Genomic DNA, 16239 nt, shown 5'->3' with positions numbered 1-16239 from the left:
AAGTATATTTAGTATATTTTTTTCAAAAATCTTATCAATACTGATACATTTAATCATTATCACTATTGATAATGTTATCTATTATGCTATAATTAGCTTACAAGTTATTTTGGAGGTTTATTATGGAAAAAATCGCTTTAATCACAGATAGTTCTTGTGATTTAGAAATGGACGAAATAAATAAGCACAATATAAAACTTCTTCCTTTTAGAATCATATATAAGGATAGAGAGTTTAGAGATAGAATAGATATTTCACCTGAGTATTTATATGCAAATATTGAAAAAGAGGTTCCTACTACTTCTCTTCCTAGTATAGAAACCACTGATGAGATTCTAACCTCTCTAGAGAGAGAAGGTTATACGCATGTTATAATAATTACAATCTCTTTAGGGTTTTCAGGAACATATAATAGTGTTAAACTAATTGCAGAGGATCATCCTAATCTTAAATTTCATATATTCGATACAAAAACTCTTTCAAGAGAGCAGGGATATATAGTTTTAGATGCGGCTAGAATGATCGAGGCGGGTGAAAGCTTTGATAACATTGTTAAAGCCCTCCCAGGTTGCAAAGACAGGACTGGTATCTTCTTTACACTAGATACTTTAGAATATCTTAGAAAAGGCGGTAGAATAGGTAGAGTTGCTGGAGTAATTGGTCAACTTTTAAACATAAAACCTGTTATAACTGTTGCTCCTGATGGAAACTTCTCTGTTCACTCAAAAGTTCGTGGAAGAAAGCAGTCTTTGAAAGTAATAAGAGAAATTTTAGATGAATGGCTAAGCAAAGGAAAATGCAAAGTTGCAGTTCTTCATGGAGGTGCTCCAGAAGAAGCCAAGAAATTCTATGATGAAATCAAAGACCTACCTAATATAACTAGTCTAGGATTTTCAGCTATCGGGCCTGCTCTTGGAGTTCACACTGGTCCTGGACTTGTAGGAATAACTTTAGAAAAGGAATAGTAGTATGAATAATTCAAGCTTTAATACGGAAGAGAATATTAGAGCAGAAGAAAAAAGACTCTATGAAGAATATAAAAAGAAACTTGCAGATTTAAAAAAGATTAATAAAGAAAAAGAGGCTGTTGGCCAAGTATTTACAAAAGGATTGTTACCAATATACGTACTGTATATATTAAGCCAAGGTGCTTCTAATGGTAATGATATTTCTCATAAAATCGGTGAAAAAACAAATGGTCTTTGGGTTCCTTCCACTGGTGGAATATATCCCATCTTAAAAAAATTTGAAAAAGAAGGATTAATTATCGGTGAATGGGATGACCCTAAGAAGAAATTTCAAAAGATATATTCTCTTACGCCACTTGGTTTAGAAGAATTCGAAAAAAGAAAGGATCTATTAAAACCTAAGATACAGGAAGCTCTAAAGGTCTTTAATACGATATATTCTCATCTTTATTAGCCTTATAAACGAATAACAATTACCTTCTATTGAAATAATAATATTATTATTTTATATAGGAGGTTTTTTAAGTGAAGGGGAAAATTCTTGAGATGAATCCAACAAGTGCATCTGTATTACTTGAAAATGGTACTACTTTAGATGTTCAAAGATCTCATATTCCAGCTGGTTATACTGTTGGAAGTGAAGTCAATTTAGATTTTTCTAATGAAAGTGCACTAAACGGACAAAACTTTATGAATGACAAAATAAGCAATGAAAAACTTGTTGATTTCTTCTAATATAAAAAGTAGCCTTTAAAGGCTACTTTTTATATTACTCTACATTTATAGCATTAACTGGACAATTTTCTTCTGCTTCCTTTGCACTATCCTCGCTATCATTTGGAACTGGATCTGCTATTACCCCTGCCTTTCCATCATCCTGCATGTCAAATACATCAGGTGCTATTGATGGGCATAATCCACATCCAATACAAGTATCCTTATCCACATCTGCTTTCATAGTTTTCCCTCCTAATGAATTTAATAACAAACATATTATTTCACTAAAAAGATAATTTTATTCAAAAAAAATCGTCAAGGCGATTATGAGCCGTCGATTTTTTTCTCGCATCTGCCTTTCCAAACGCATGTGAGGAAAAATTGGCAGGCGACTGATTCTATTTTTTACTCTTTAGGGATGCCACGGAAATCCTTAGATTATAATTTAAACTTATAATGTATATCCTAAGCCTAAAATAATATAGATTCCTAAAGAGCAAAAATAACTTGGCTTCCGCCAAGTTATTATCTAAAACTTAATTATTAATATAGTCCTTCAAAAACTAATGAATAAAGAGGATCTTCTTTAGCATACTCTTCCGCTTTTCCCTCTTCTAATGCCTCTGTTAAATCAAGATTTATAGGTAATTCTGCTAATAAAGGTAGTCCTAGATACTCAGCATGTTCTTCTGCTGACTTTTTACTAAACACTCTTATCTTATGATCACAACTATCACAAGTTATATAAGACATATTTTCCACTACACCTCTTACCTTAACATCCATCTTTTCAGCCATTATAACAACTTTTTTAACAATCATAGATACCATATCTTGAGGTGTTGATACGATTATCATTTCTTTTAATGGGAAACTTTGCATTACTGTAAGAGCTATATCTCCTGTTCCAGGTGGCATGTCTATTAATAAATAATCTAATTCACCCCAATCAGTATCTGTATACATTTGATTCAAAACTCCAGTTATAACTGGGCCTCTCCAAATAACAGGCTGATCTTCTACAGGAGTAAGTAAATTCATAGACATTACTTTTACTCCTAAGTTACTTTCCACTGGTTTGAATTTAAAATTATTTTCATCTATAGGTAGCATTTCTGCTCTTTTATTATTAATACCAAAAAATCTAGGCATTGATGGACCAGTTATATCTCCATCTAACACACCTACTTTATACCCCTTTTTAGCTAATTGAGTTGCTATTAATCCTGTAACAGTTGATTTACCAACTCCACCTTTTCCGCTTATTACTCCAATAATATTTTTAACCTCTCCATATTTAGGCATAACTTTTAAACTTACATTTTGTGTTCCACAACCTTGTTCTTTAGTAGAACAAGTATCTTTGCTTGCACAGGTTGAACAACTTGACATAATAATTCCTCCTCGAATTAAAATATTAATTTTGCTTTAAATGATCTCTTACCAATCACTAGGTTTCTTAGTAACTAATGAGATTTCCCAGCTATTAAGATCATAGTTTCCTGTTACATAGTAAGGCATATAACTATGATCAGTTTTATTTTCAATGCTAATACTAGTTTTAAAGGTTTTAGATGTGTATCCTTGATTACTTACAGTAATAATAATATCATACTTATCCTTATCACCTTTAATAACTCCTATATTGTTAACAATTTTTGAAGCATTTTTCTTAAAATCTTCTATATCAGTGGAAAGCATGTATTTTGTACACTCTACATCGGAAAGCATATCTATACCTACTTTTTTATTTCCTTCATTTAAATAATCTTTTTTCTCATTTAAAACCTTTAGGATACTTCCGAAATATATGCTTGCAAATTCTCTTGGTTTTCTAACAAATGACAAGTTTTGTATTATATCATTGTCTAATCTACTTGATACAGAGTATATTTTTTTATCATCATAAAAATTTCCCTTGTCCTTAGAATTAACCCCTACTACATAATTAAATTTTTTAACTTCGTCCCCCATATGCATCTCAAATATATAATCGGGTTCTAAATCAGTTTTTTCTTTAGCTTCTTTTGAAGAAGAAAGAAGTGAATACATATCTTGAATTGTCCTTTTATCAGTAACTACAAATCTAAAGCCTGTATCCCTTGTACTTTGTATAATTATTTGATCTACATTTTCATTTTTTATATATTCAAAATCATTGTTTTTAAGTCCCATTTTTGTTTTGGCATTATCTATAAATGAACATCCCACTAGCAAATTAGAGAATACTAATATGGGTATTAAAGCTTTGCTAATTTTTTTTAACATCTTCCTTCTCCCTTTTCAATATTTTACTTATGTTAAACAACAAAATACCAGCTATCAATGTAAAGATAGAAATAAATTGTGATGTTGATAGAACTGATACTGCTCCTCTAGGGTCATCCCTAAAGAACTCAATGATAAACCTTCCAATACTATATATAATTAAATAAAGAGCAAAAACTCTCCCATTTTTTTTGTTTCTTAAATCATATCTAAATAATATAAATGATAGGATAATATCAAAAGCAGCTGAAAACAATTGAGTCGGTATAATTCTAACTCCAAAAGGTGCTAATGAATCCGCTGGAAATACTACCCCAATAGGAAGATCTGTCTTCTTGCCATAACAACATCCAGCTAAAAAACAACCAATCCGACCAAAGCCTTGAGCAAGTGCTACCGTAGGTATTATCAGATCGAATATATCTAATAAGTTCCACCCTTTTTTTCTTGAATATAAGATAACTCCTATCGCTCCCCCAATAATAGCCCCATATATAACGAATCCTGCTCCAATATTGTCTATAAGAAGCTTAGGTTCATTTATTATATTTTCCCACTCAGTTATGTAGTAAAGTACTTTTCCACCTATTACACCACTTAAAACAGCTATTAAAGTCATGTTAAATATATGATCTACATTGTATCCTCTCTTTTTTCCCCTTTTATCTATTAGTAAAATTGCAATTATTATCCCTAATGCAATCATAACTCCATATCCGTAAACTTTAACCCCAAATATTTCAAACAATATAAATTTCATCTTTCCTCCTAAAAGATTCCTTCTAAATAAGGAGAAGCATAGCTTCTCCTTAATATAATAAATTATAATACTTAATCTCTTCTTTATCAAATTTATTTAACAGAATCCACTATTGAAGTAAAAATATTTTCATAACTTTCTTTATAGTCATTTGAATTAACCTTAAAGGCTATTTTAGCTATTTTCTCTTCATCTAGTCTTATATAATAAATCCTATTTATATATTTATTAGATTTATTATCTATGGTTTGGAAGGAAACCTTACTTCCATGATATTTCTTATCTTTTAATTGCTCCTTCTCGTAATCTTTTATTTCATCCTTTATGTATTTCTTATCAAATTCAATTAACTTTTCTTCATCTTCAGTATAGCTAATCAATTGAATATATCCGTATATTCCTAATTTACTATCAGAGAAGTTATTATTATATAAGATATAATTCCCAGGGAAGCTTTGAGTAGTAGTACTCCACTCTTGTGGTAGTAAAAATTTAACTTCTTCATCCTTTGAAGAATACTCTTTAAAAGTAGAAATATTATTATTCATGAGAGCAATCATCTTGAATTTCTCATCAAATATTCCCTGTCCTACAAAAAGCAAACCCATCAAAAATAATAACATAACTGTTATTGCTAATTGTTTTTTATTCATAAAGTCCCCCACTTTTTCTATTAGTATTACTATTATTTATACTATTGATGTTTACCTATTATTCTACTTATGACTCTAAAATCAAATTACATAATAACCCTTATTCTCTTAATATTCTTATTGCTTATATATAGGGTTTTTGATAGGAAACTTAACTTATACTTGTTTGAAAATGTCGGCTTCTGGATATTTTCAGGCATGAATAAGTTAATAGTTGAACTTAAAACCCTATAAAATAAAAAAAGAGGCAAGCCTCTTTTTCTAAACAATAAATCTATACTTTAATTTTCTGTTGGAATAACAATAACAGAATTTCTGAAATCATAAAACATTAACCAATAACCTAAGTCCTTACCTAATGTTTCATCTTCCATCCAGGTTACGAAGCCTGTTTTACCACCATATGGCTGATCACTCTTATCTTTTTTACCTGGTATTCCGTAAATTATATATTGCATCTTTCCTTTTTTATTGCACTTATATCCAATATTATAATGCCCATATTTTTTGAAATATGGATAATAATTAATCATAGGATAATATATTACTGTATACTTATTGTAGTCTGTAATATTGGTCATATCATCTAAACTAGCTATATATACTTTGTACCATTTTGTATGTTTTATATCCTTCTTCTTATTCTTATGCCTATCCATTTCGAAGTCTTCTGCTAGGGACTCAAAAAATTCTCCAACTGTTCCCTGAATTCTAAAATCTTCTTCATAGCTTTGAGCTTCAAGAGATTCTTCATATTTATCAAATGGATTTTCTTCTCTTACATCATTAATTGGCTCTTCAACCACAAATTGATTACTACTTTCTTTTATCTCTTCTTCTTCCTGTATAACTGGTTTTTCTTCTCTTGTTTCTTCCTCGCTTACTACTTTGATTTCTTCTACTTCTTCAACATTTTTACTTTCCTCAGCAATAGGTAAAGTTTCCTCTTCCCTCATATCGTCAACTTCAACTTTTTCTGGCTCAGATTTACCTTCTTCAACAATCTTAACCTGTTCAACATCTTTTATTCTATTTTCTAATTTTACTTCCTCTACACCTTGTGCCCTTGTTATTTTATAATCTTTCCATTTATCTTTTGGTTGTTCCCCGCTCATAAATCCGGTAATTAGAAACATCTTCTTGCCATCTAAATCTTTATATATAGCAGCTCCTGATACTTTATCGTAACTGATTCCTACGCCCCCTATGTTATCTGCTAAGTATTCTGTAGAAACCTCTACCTTACCTATGTCTGTTATGTTCACTTCACCTAAATTTATTATCTGCTTATTATCTTTCTTACCTGAAATTAGTACCATATAATGTTTATGTCCATCTTTTTTAATATTCTGAGCATAAAAAGATATTTTGCACCTTTCATCTTTAGCTTCTATCTTAGCATAACCAGAAAGAGGCTTATCTTCTGCTATTGAATGTCCTTTTTCGTCCTCTTGTAGAATTATAAAACTTCTATATAATTTTCCATGTGCCAACTAAGGGTCCCTCCACTATATTTATTCGTTACATTATATGTTTAAATAGTTTAAATATGTTCAAAGATTTTAAAAGTTCTGTACCTGGCATACATAATGTACTAAAATACTATTATATTAATAGTTTATAGGGGGGCCTTTTATGAATTATAATTTCAATATCCGCTTTGCAAAAGAAGAAGATATCCCTAGCATTTTAGGATTTATAAAAGAACTAGCAACATATGAGAATCTACTTGACCAAGTAGTTGCTACTGAGGAGATCTTAAAGGAATGGTTGTTTAATAAAAAATCTGCGGAAGTTCTAATTGGGGAATTTAACGGGGAACCTGTTGGATATGCACTTTTTTTCCATAGCTTCTCTACATTTCTTGGTCGTGCCGGCATATACTTAGAAGACTTATATATCAGTCCAAACCAACGAGGAAAAGGTTTCGGCAAAAAATTATTAATTTACTTAGCAAATTTAACATTAGAAAGAGGCTGCGGAAGATTAGAATGGTCTTGTCTAGATTGGAATGAGCCTTCTATAAAGTTTTACAAAAGTCTCGGGGCAAATCCTTTAGAAGATTGGACCATGTATAGAGTTGACGGAGATGCACTAAAAAAATTAGCTATAAATAATAAGTAGTTTTAATATGTCAAACAAAAAAAGAAGCTTTTGCTTCTTTTTTTAATATGAACTGTATTAACTAGCCTCTATTTTTTACTATGTAAAGCGAATTTGCTAATTCTCCAAATTCCTCAATACTTAATGTTTCCCCTCTTCTTTTTTGATCTATACCAGCCTTAAGAAATACTTCTTCTAAATCTTCTTTACTTAATCCAAAAGATTTTAGAGCATTCCACAAAGTTTTTCTTCTCATATTAAAAGAGTTTCTTACTATACTAAAAAATAACTCTTTATCTTTTAATTCTGCCTTAGGCTTATCTAATTTATCTAGTCTAATAACTATAGAATCAACTTTAGGTCTCGGAATAAAAGATGCTGGCGAAACCTTTCTTATTATTTTAGTATCGCAAAAATATTGAACTAAAATAGAAAGTGCTCCATATTCCTTGCAGTTAGGCTCAGCATTTATTCTTTCTGCAACTTCCTTTTGAATCATTATAGTTAGAGATTTAAAATTATATCCTTCATTTAAAAGTCTTGCTATTATAGGAGTTGTTACATAGTATGGTAAATTAGCTACTAATTTAACACTTTTCTCTTCTCCTATTATTTCATTAAAATCTACTTTCAAGGCATCCTCATGTACTAATCTAAAATTAGGATTATCACCTAATTCATTTGTTAATATAGGAATTAATTCAGAATCCAACTCAATTGCTACAACCTTCTTTGCTTTTTTTAAAAGCTCTCTAGTTAATGTTCCTACTCCTGGCCCTATTTCTATAACCAAATCATCTGGACCAATCTCTGCTCCTGAAACAATATCCACTAGCACTGAATCATCTATAAGGAAATTTTGCCCTAAACTTTTGGTAAATTTAAAGTTATATTTTTTTACTAAATCTTGAGTACTTATATCCATAAATTATTTTTCACTCTCCATAAGTTTTTCTACTTCATTCATAGCTTCTACAAACTCTTCCTTGGTTATTCCATAGTTATTTAATCTTGAGATTAATTGATTGCTATTGCCATAACCTATTCCTAAAGCTTTCCCTAACAAATGTCTTCTCACCTTAGCCTTATTGTCTCCAGTTAACTTAAAAAACATCATATCTTCAATGGTAAAGAAATCTCTCTTTTCTATCACTGTAGCTTTCGCTCTTTTTAATGCTTTTAATATAACCTGAGGTGTGGCATTTTCTACTCCAATATCCCCGTCCTTGGTACCTTCGTCTCTTCCTATATAGGCATGCTTGATTCCTGGTACTCTTTTAGATATAATGCTTCTAATCTTTTCACCAGCGTAGTCTGGATCAGTAAGCACTATTACACCCTTTCTTTTTTGAGCTTCTTTTATTCTATCTATTACCTTACTATTTATTCCAAATCCACCTACAGCAATTATTTCAGAGTCTACAGCTTTTTTAACGGCTGTAACATCATCTCTTCCTTCTACTACTATAACTTCCTTAATCAATGGAATTTCTCCCTTCATTAAAAATTGAAAAAGATGACTCACTTCTGAGTCACCTCTTCATTTTACCACTGTCCTGGATATGCGACAACATATAGATTTACACTTCTTACTCCCCAACTATAACACTCTCTATTGGAATTCATATATATATCTATTTTATTATTCTTTATGGCTCCACCAGTATCTTCTGCAATAGCATAGCCGTATCCTTCAACATAAACCTTTGAACCTAAAGGAACTATTCTTGGATCAACAGCTATTGTACTTATTCCTGATGGATTTCTTCTTGGGGTAGTTCCTGTTGCAGTCGTACCTCCTCCAGTATAGGCGCTTGCCTTAACGGACATTACTTTTTGATAGTAAAGTTTTGTATCTCCACCTCTGGAGAGTGCGATGAAATTTCTAGTACCTTCTGATACTATTTTGTTAGTAGGTTCCTTAGTAACTTTTTCACTAACTGTTTTCCTACTAACTTCTACACCGTCTTCGTAACTTACTCTTACTGTAACTTCCTTTTCTCCTGGAGTTCCTTCCTGAACAGTTTTTGTAAATCCTTTATCCATATTGTCATCATTTTTAACGATGGTATCAAAGTCTAATGTTTTAGTTTCAACTACATCTTTTGTTTGAACTCTTATTATTTTAAACTTCAACCCTTCTGTTATTGGGGTGTCAGCATCAACACTTAGTTTATCATCATCACCAAGTTGAATGTTTTCAGCTGCTAACATATCATTAATGTTACTTTCGGCAGTTTCAATTTTTTGGTCCTTACCATCTACGGTAACCTCTACTGGTACAGCTTTCTTAACAGTTATTACCTCATTGTCATTAAGCATAGTATCTAATCCAGGTTCTACCTTATCTTTAGATGATAGAGATATGTTGCTGCCTTGTAGCGCCCCTTTAACAGTCCCTGCGTATGTCAATATACTCTGTTCTTCGCCGTCTATACGAACAATCACTGTCTTTTTCATGTTGTAAATTGTCAGTATTAACATCGATGCTACTATTAAAAACAACACGATTTTTGCCTTAGGACCGTTAGAAAAAACTCTTTTAGCATTAACCTTGAATTTTTCTACCATAATATTCCCTCCTTTGGCAAGAGTGTCTTTTGCATTATAAACGAATTTTAAATGCTTGTCAAACTTAACATCTCCTGCAATTTGTTGTAACTGTTAAAAATGCAACTTTTGCATAATAAATAATAAATAAGATGATGACTTAATATATCTATAATCTAAAACTTCTAACCCACCCTCAATAAATTCTCAATCTTAAAGTAACCTAGAAGATAAATTTCAAAAGGGGCTGGATACCTTGTTAACTTTACTACAAGATTTTTTAGATTATTTTAAACAGTTACGTAATAGGGAATGTACATTTCTTCAGCCCAAAGCTTGGTTATAGGATTTTCTTTTGTTTGTTTCACCACCAAAATAAAACTTGCAAAGATAATTTTACCTTATTTTTCCATTTTGAACAACCTGTTAATATTATCATTAAATAGTTTGTTCGCTGATTCTGGGTGAATTTCTTTGATTTCAGCCAATTTTTCTATAATATACTCAATATAGCTAGACTTATTTCTCTTTCCTCTATAGGGAGTAGGTGCCATATAAGGACAATCTGTTTCAACTAATATCCTGTCCATTGGTACATCTTTAGCTACTTCTACTATCTTTTTTGCATTCTTAAATGTTACTACTCCTGTAAAACCAATATAATACCCTAATTTTATACATTCTCGTGCAAATTCTACGCTTCCAGAAAAACAATGAATAACTCCTATTACCTTTGGATATTCTTTTAGTATTTCTAATGTATCTGCATGAGCATCTCTGTCATGAATTACTACTGGCAATCCTAATTCCTCTGCCAAACTCATTTGTTTTCTAAAAACTTCCTTTTGTACTTCCCTAGGTGGATTTTCATCCCAATAATAGTCTAAACCTATTTCTCCTATAGCCTTTACTTTAGTATTTTTACTTTTATCTCTTATTTCTTGAACTGTATCTTCTGTAAATTCATCTGCATTCTCTGGATGTATTCCTAATGCACAATAGAAAAAATCATAATTATTTGCTAATTCATATGACTTTCTTAGTCCCTTTAAGGATGAACCACAATTTAAAACAGCAGTTACTCCATCTTGATGAATTTGTTTTAATACTTCTTCCCTATCTTCATCAAAAGCCTCATCATCATAATGTGCATGAGAATCTATTATGTTATACTTATTTTCCATTCTTTACACCCCACATTTATAAATTATTGCATATTTTTTTATTTTTATTCATATAATAACTAATTACCTATAATTACATTGTTTATTATAGTTTTACAATTAAGTAAATTCAACAATCTAAATAAATTAATTTACAGGGTTTCCTATAGGAACCTTAATTTATTCTTGTTTAATTTCAGTCATGAATAAATTATTAGTTGAACTTAAAACTCTGTACAACTATTATTTTCATATGTACAATAAAGATACTATAGGATTAATTATAGGAAACTTAAAGCCCTATAAGTTTCTGCGAGAAAAAAATCGACAGCTCATAATCACCTTGACGATTTTTTTATAATTGACCATATGATAAAACAACAAGGAGGTTTTATTTTGGATAACTCTATATTACTAGAAGGATTGAAAGCCTGTAAATTATTTAAATCTTTTTCTGAAGAAGAATTAAATTCTCTAGCTACCTCAAAAGAAGCCTTTTTAAAAAGTTATAATTCTGAAGATATATTATTTATGGAAGGTGAAGAATGTAACCATCTTAGTGTGGTTGCGGAAGGAACCATCGAAATAGTTAAATTAGACTCTGAAGGTAATATACTTATAGTTTCAACCTTAGAAAAAGGGAATGTTTTTGGAGAAAATCTTCTTTTTGGCGATATGCATTTCTATCCCATGTCAGTAGTATGTAAAAACTCAGCCAAAGTATTTCACATAAGAAAATCTTATGTTGCAACCTTACTACAAAAAAATTATGAATTTTTACTTATATTCTTAAAAGTATTATCAAATAAAGCTATGGCTTTAAGTTCAAAATTAAAACAAGTTAGCATGAAATCTCTAAGACAAATGATTTGTGATTATATTTTAGATATCTATAATAAAGAAAAGTCTTTAGATATTTGTTTGAATATGTCAAAAAAAGAGTGGGCTGATAAACTAGGTGTTCAAAGACCTTCCTTATCAAGAGAACTTATGAACATGAAAAAAGATGGCTTAATAGATTATGATCGTAAAAATATTAAAATATTAGATTTAGAGGAAATAGAATTTAATAAATAATTTTATTTTGACACTTATTTGACACATAAATACTATATATTTAATATTGTAAAGTTGTTAAAGCATTATTATTTACCCTTATACCATCATATTTTAAGACTCTTGAATAAATCTTATCCCCCTTTGATCAGATTTTCAAGAGTCTTCTTTTTTTACACTTTTTCTTCCTTAAGTTTAATTAATTCTTCCGTTGCTTTAATCTTATCTATTCTCTCAAAAAGTACTGAAACTTCCTTAACTTTTGGTTCCTTAATTTCAATAAAACTCCAAGTAGGATTTTCTATTGAAAGAAACTCTCTTATTTTCTCACATGAGAAAGGTATAAATGGTTCTAATAAGTTTGAAAGATTCGCTATTATTTGAACGCAAGTATACAGTGTCTTTTCACAACTTTTTTTATCTTTCTCAATTTTTATCCATGGTTTTTCATCATCAAAAAATTTATTAGCTTTTCTTATATATGCAAAAATATCTTCTAGTGAACTTCTAAATTCTCCATCCTCTATTTTCTCTCCTACTTCTACATATAAATCAAAAAAATCCTTTTTCCATTTAGGATTTAATTCACAATTTGAAAGCTTTCCACCAAAATTTTTGTGGATAAATACCAATGTTCTGTTAACAAAATTTCCGAAGGCACCTAGAAGTTCTCCATTATTTGAATTTACAAATTCTCTCCAAGAGAAATCTGTATTCTTAGTTTCTGGGCCGTTAATAGTCAAAAAATATCTTATTGCATCAGGATCATAATTTTTCACCATATAAGGGAGCCATACTGCCCAATTCTTCGTAGTAGAAAATTTCTTTCCTTCTAAATTCATATATTCTGAAGATATTATTCTTAAATTAGGCTTTTTAATCCCAAGCCCATTTAAAAGAGCAGGAAAAATAACAGTATGGAATGGTATATTGTCTTTTCCGTGGACGAAATAAATTCTTGAATCTTCATCTTGCCAATATTCCACCCAATCTTCCCCTCTATCTTCACAAACCTTAATACTTGAAGATAGATATGCCATTACAGCCTCAATCCATACATATATTTTTTTGTCCTCATACCCTTTAAGCGGTACTTCAACTCCCCAGGAGATATTTCTAGTTACAGCCCTATCTCTAAGACCTTCATCAAGATATCTTTTAGTAAGTTTTATAGCATTATCTCTCCAGCCATCTTGCTTAATCCAAAGCTTTCTTACATCATTCTCAAACTTAGAAAGAGAGAAAAATAGATGATTCACCTCTTTAACTTCTGGTTCTTTTCCACAAGCCTTACACTTTCTATCAATTAAGTCCTCTGGGTCTAGAATTTCTGAACATTCCTCGCATTGATCTCCTCTTGCTGTACCGTGACAATGTGGGCAAATACCTTCTATCAATCTATCAGTTAAAAATTCTCCACATTCATTACAATAATACTGGGTAACAGATTTTTCATATATATATCCTTTTTCATAAAGCTCAAGTATAAATTTTTTAACGATTTTATGATGATATGGTGAACTTGTTTTACCAAATAGGTCATAAGAAAATCCTAGTTTTTCAAAACAGTCTTTAAATTCATCATTGTATCTCTCAGATATTATCTCAGGTGCTACCCCTTCTTCTTTTGCTTTTATGGATATTGGTGTGCCATTACAGTCACTACCTGAAACAAATATTACTTCATCGCCCATTAATCTATGATATCTAGCCAGAATATCTCCTGGCATTAAGGAGGATAATCTACCTACATGTAACGATCCATTGGCATAAGGCCATGCATTTCCAATAACTATCTTCACAATATACCTCCTATTTATAAAATCAGAGTTTAGATAATAAAAAAGCCTATTACAGGGTTTTAAGTTCAACTAATAATTTATTCATGCCTGAAAATGTCCAGAAGCTGACATTTTCAAACAAGAATAAATTTAGTTTCCTATAAAAAACCCTGTTACCCAACCTCTGAAATTTATTGTGTATTTTCTATACTATCTTACTTCACTTCCAGTTGGTAATTCTCCTGGATTAACCACAAAAAGTTCTGAATCATCATCGGTTGCTGCAGCTAAAATCATGCCTTGAGATAATTCCCCTCTTAATTTTACAGGCTTTAAGTTTGCTACAAGCACAACATTTTTCCCAACTAACTCTTCAGGTTTATAATATTTTGCTATTCCTGAAACCACTTGTCTTTGCTCTCCACCTAAATCAACCTTAAGTTTTAAAAGTTTTTTAGCTCCCTTTATTGCTTCTACTTCTAAAACCTTAACTACTCTTAGATCTATTTTTTCAAAATCTTCTATAGTAATTTCTTCTTTTATAGGCTTAATTTCAATTTGTTTATTAGCTTTTATTGAAGCTTCTTTTAGTGCCTCTAGTTCTTTAAGCTTTGCATCAACATCAATTCTAGGGAATAGGTTCTCACCTTTTACCACTTTTGTGCCTGCTGCTGTTCCATCAAATGCTGAAAGAGAATTCCAAGTGTCAACTTCAGTATTAATTTGTACACTTATCTTCTTTGATGTATCAGGTAGGAATGGAAGTATTAATACACTGATAAATCTTAAGCTTTCTGCCAAGTTATATAGAACAGTTCCTAACCTATCCTTCTTTTCTTCATCTTTTGCTAATATCCATGGTGTTGTTTCATCGATGTATTTATTAGCTCTTCCTATAAGTGTCCATATTTCTTCTAAAGCTTCTGGTATTTTCAAGTGATCTATTGCTTCTTCAACCTTTTTAGGTGTTTCTAGTGCTAACTTAATAAGCTCATCATCTATATCTTCTTTAGCTAAAGGTGCAGGGATTATTCCTCCAAAGTATTTTTCAACCATAGCTACTGTTCTAGATAATAAGTTACCCAAATCATTACATAAATCGGAATTAATTTTCTTAATGAATATTTCATTATTAAATAATCCATCTGCTCCAAAAGGTATTTCTCTAAGCAAGTAATATCTTACTGCATCTACTCCAAATTCTTTTACTAGTACAACAGGGTCAACTACATTTCCTTTAGATTTTGACATTTTTCCGCCGTCTACTAGTAACCAACCATGACCGAAAACTTGTTTTGGTAATGGTTCACCTAAGGCCATTAGCATAATTGGCCAATAAATTGTGTGGAATCTTAAAATATCTTTTCCAATTAAATGTACGTCTGCTGGCCAATATTTTTCATATAAAGATTTATCCTCTCCACCATATCCTAATGCTGTAATATAGTTAGAAAGTGCATCTATCCAAACATACACTACATGATCTGTATCAAAAGTTACAGGAATTCCCCAATTAAAACTTGTTCTTGAAACACATAAATCTTGAAGACCTGGCTTTAAGAAGTTATTAACCATTTCATTTTTTCTTGATTCAGGTTGTATAAAATGTGGATTATCTTCTATATGCTTAATCAATCTATCAGCATATTTGCTCATTTTAAAGAAATAAGCTTCTTCCTTTGCTTTTTCTACTGGTCTTCCACAATCAGGACATTTACCATCTACAAGCTGAGTTTCAGTCCAGAATGATTCACATGGTGTGCAATACCAACCTTCATATGAATCTTTATATATATCACCTTGATCATAAAGTTTCTTAAATATATCTTGAACTGCCTTCATATGATAATTTTCTGTAGTTCTAATAAACTTATCATAGCTTATATGCATAATATCCCAAAGATCTTTTATTCCAGCAACAATTCCATCAACATATTCTATAGGAGTTACTCCCTTTTCTTCAGCTATTCTTTGAATCTTTTGACCATGCTCATCTGTACCAGTTAAGAACATTACGTCATATCCTGTTAGTCTTTTAAATCTAGCTAACGCGTCTGCTGCTACTGTTGTATATGTATTACCTATATGCAAATTTGCTGATGGGTAATATATTGGGGTTGTAATATAATAGGTTTTGTTTTTACACATAAATGAATTCCTCCTTTAGTAAATAAAAAAAGTCTCTACATAGGATTTTCCCTATGTAGAGACGCATTATAC

Annotated in this window: 17 protein-coding genes and 1 other annotated feature (1 of these 18 running past the window's edge); of the genes, 5 read left to right on the top strand and 12 right to left on the bottom strand. The window is 30.8% G+C overall.

The annotated features are described in order from the left end of the window. Nucleotides 1–122 precede the first annotated feature (122 nt). From L1S47_RS11295 to L1S47_RS11285, 3 genes are all read left to right on the top strand, one after another. Nucleotides 123–965, top strand: a complete 843-nt coding sequence (locus L1S47_RS11295) for a DegV family protein (RefSeq protein ID WP_238883654.1) — start codon at nt 123–125, stop codon at nt 963–965. Between the two features lie 4 nt (nt 966–969). After that, complete coding sequence (locus L1S47_RS11290) at nt 970–1422, top strand: PadR family transcriptional regulator (RefSeq protein WP_238883653.1); 453 nt, start codon at nt 970–972, stop codon at nt 1420–1422. Nucleotides 1423–1493: 71 nt separating this feature from the next. After that, entirely contained in the window at nt 1494–1703 is a 210-nt protein-coding gene (locus tag L1S47_RS11285) for a hypothetical protein (RefSeq protein ID WP_202766822.1), read from the top strand. A gap of 34 nt (nt 1704–1737) precedes the next feature. Here L1S47_RS11285 and L1S47_RS11280 read toward each other — a convergent pair whose 3' ends face one another. The 6 genes from L1S47_RS11280 to L1S47_RS11255 all read right to left on the bottom strand — a co-directional run bounded on the left by L1S47_RS11280 (nt 1738) and on the right by L1S47_RS11255 (nt 6859). Continuing rightward, nucleotides 1738–1926, bottom strand: coding sequence for a ferredoxin (locus L1S47_RS11280; RefSeq protein ID WP_202766821.1), 189 nt, complete (start codon nt 1924–1926; stop codon nt 1738–1740). 302 nt (nt 1927–2228) lie between these two features. Further along, nucleotides 2229–3077: an Mrp/NBP35 family ATP-binding protein gene (locus tag L1S47_RS11275; RefSeq protein WP_202766820.1), complete on the bottom strand. Its 849-nt coding sequence runs from the start codon at nt 3075–3077 to the stop codon at nt 2229–2231. A gap of 48 nt (nt 3078–3125) precedes the next feature. Then, on the bottom strand, nt 3126–3953 hold the full coding sequence (locus tag L1S47_RS11270; protein ID WP_238883652.1) for a hypothetical protein: 828 nt from the start codon (nt 3951–3953) through the stop codon (nt 3126–3128). Beyond that, the gene (locus L1S47_RS11265; protein ID WP_238883651.1) at nt 3937–4713 is read right to left on the bottom strand and encodes a prolipoprotein diacylglyceryl transferase; all 777 of its coding nucleotides are present in this window, start codon (nt 4711–4713) and stop codon (nt 3937–3939) included. The genes L1S47_RS11270 and L1S47_RS11265 overlap by 17 nt, the downstream gene beginning before the upstream one ends. A gap of 92 nt (nt 4714–4805) precedes the next feature. Further along, nucleotides 4806–5366, bottom strand: coding sequence for a hypothetical protein (locus L1S47_RS11260; protein WP_238883650.1), 561 nt, complete (start codon nt 5364–5366; stop codon nt 4806–4808). 281 nt (nt 5367–5647) lie between these two features. Continuing rightward, entirely contained in the window at nt 5648–6859 is a 1212-nt protein-coding gene (locus tag L1S47_RS11255; RefSeq protein ID WP_238883649.1) for a hypothetical protein, read from the bottom strand. A 142-nt stretch (nt 6860–7001) separates the two neighbouring features. Here L1S47_RS11255 and L1S47_RS11250 point away from each other — a divergent pair, with 142 nt between their 5' ends. Next, nucleotides 7002–7490: a GNAT family N-acetyltransferase gene (locus L1S47_RS11250; protein ID WP_238883648.1), complete on the top strand. Its 489-nt coding sequence runs from the start codon at nt 7002–7004 to the stop codon at nt 7488–7490. 61 nt (nt 7491–7551) lie between these two features. On the opposite strand, the gene rsmA is transcribed toward L1S47_RS11250, so the two are convergent. From rsmA to L1S47_RS11225, 4 genes are all read right to left on the bottom strand, one after another. Continuing rightward, nucleotides 7552–8394, bottom strand: coding sequence for a 16S rRNA (adenine(1518)-N(6)/adenine(1519)-N(6))-dimethyltransferase RsmA (gene rsmA, locus L1S47_RS11245; RefSeq protein ID WP_238883647.1), 843 nt, complete (start codon nt 8392–8394; stop codon nt 7552–7554). A gap of 3 nt (nt 8395–8397) precedes the next feature. Further along, complete coding sequence (rnmV, locus tag L1S47_RS11240; protein WP_238883703.1) at nt 8398–8952, bottom strand: ribonuclease M5; 555 nt, start codon at nt 8950–8952, stop codon at nt 8398–8400. A 62-nt stretch (nt 8953–9014) separates the two neighbouring features. Next, nucleotides 9015–10040, bottom strand: coding sequence for a G5 and 3D domain-containing protein (locus L1S47_RS20620; protein WP_202766812.1), 1026 nt, complete (start codon nt 10038–10040; stop codon nt 9015–9017). 380 nt (nt 10041–10420) lie between these two features. Then, complete coding sequence (locus L1S47_RS11225) at nt 10421–11203, bottom strand: TatD family hydrolase (RefSeq protein WP_238883646.1); 783 nt, start codon at nt 11201–11203, stop codon at nt 10421–10423. Between the two features lie 375 nt (nt 11204–11578). Between L1S47_RS11225 and L1S47_RS11220 the strand changes: the two genes are divergently transcribed. After that, the gene (locus tag L1S47_RS11220) at nt 11579–12259 is read left to right on the top strand and encodes a Crp/Fnr family transcriptional regulator (RefSeq protein WP_238883645.1); all 681 of its coding nucleotides are present in this window, start codon (nt 11579–11581) and stop codon (nt 12257–12259) included. A 152-nt stretch (nt 12260–12411) separates the two neighbouring features. Here L1S47_RS11220 and metG (L1S47_RS11215) read toward each other — a convergent pair whose 3' ends face one another. Both metG (L1S47_RS11215) and metG (L1S47_RS11210) read right to left on the bottom strand, forming a co-directional pair. Then, entirely contained in the window at nt 12412–14040 is a 1629-nt protein-coding gene (metG, locus tag L1S47_RS11215; RefSeq protein ID WP_238883644.1) for a methionine--tRNA ligase, read from the bottom strand. A 189-nt stretch (nt 14041–14229) separates the two neighbouring features. Beyond that, a complete protein-coding gene (metG, locus tag L1S47_RS11210) occupies nt 14230–16167 on the bottom strand; it encodes a methionine--tRNA ligase (RefSeq protein WP_202766809.1) in 1938 nt (645 codons plus the stop codon). Nucleotides 16168–16221: 54 nt separating this feature from the next. Further along, nucleotides 16222–16239 (bottom strand) — a binding site (T-box leader); it runs 248 nt beyond the window's last position.

This window comes from Clostridium sp. YIM B02551 (assembly GCF_022324735.1).
Lineage (GTDB): Bacteria > Bacillota > Clostridia > Clostridiales > Clostridiaceae > Clostridium_T > Clostridium_T paridis.
This window is presented reverse-complemented; position numbering and strand designations above follow the sequence as displayed.